This is a genomic window from Vibrio sp. D173a, assembly GCF_030248475.1.
Genome location: NZ_JAHGAH010001631.1, coordinates 1 through 659, shown reverse-complemented (window position 1 = coordinate 659; position 659 = coordinate 1). Strand labels below are relative to the sequence as shown.

1 protein-coding gene is annotated in these 659 nt (G+C 44.2%); it reads right to left on the bottom strand.

Annotation, left to right across the window (positions count from 1 at the left end; all coding sequences use genetic code 11):
* A partial coding sequence (ychF, locus tag KIV40_RS35235) for a redox-regulated ATPase YchF (protein WP_285354125.1) occupies nt 1-659 on the bottom strand: 659 nt, incomplete at both ends.

The following is a 659-nucleotide window of genomic DNA, read 5'->3' as shown; positions in this document are numbered from 1 at the left end:
CGTTGTTCTCTTTTTCTGCGTATTCACGAAGTGCATCTAGGTACGGGTTATCTTCGAAACCGTCTTCGTTTACGTTCGCAATGTACATTGTTGGCTTAAGTGTAAGGAAGTTTAGGTAGCCAATTGCTGCCGCTTCTTCTTTTGAAAGCTCAACTGTACGCGCCATACCACCTTCAGTAAGAACTGGTAGTAGCTGTTCTAGAACAGTGATTTCGAACTTAGCGTCCTTGTCACCGCCTTTTGCTTTCTTAGCATTACGTTGAATTGCACGCTCACAGCTGTCTAAGTCAGCCAGTGCAAGTTCAAGGTTGATCACTTCGATGTCTTCGATTGGTGATACTTTGCCAGAAACGTGAACGATGTTTTCGTTTTCAAAACAGCGAACTACGTGACCAATTGCGTCAGTTTCACGGATGTTTGCTAGGAATTTGTTACCCAGACCTTCACCTTTAGATGCGCCAGCAACTAGGCCAGCGATATCAACGAATTCCATCGTTGTAGGAAGGATCTTCTGCGGATTAACAATTTTCGCTAATGCATCTAGACGTAGATCAGGTACTGGAACGATACCTGTGTTTGGTTCGATGGTACAAAACGGGAAGTTTGCTGCCTCGATACCTGCTTTAGTTAGTGCATTAAACAGAGTTGACTTACCAACG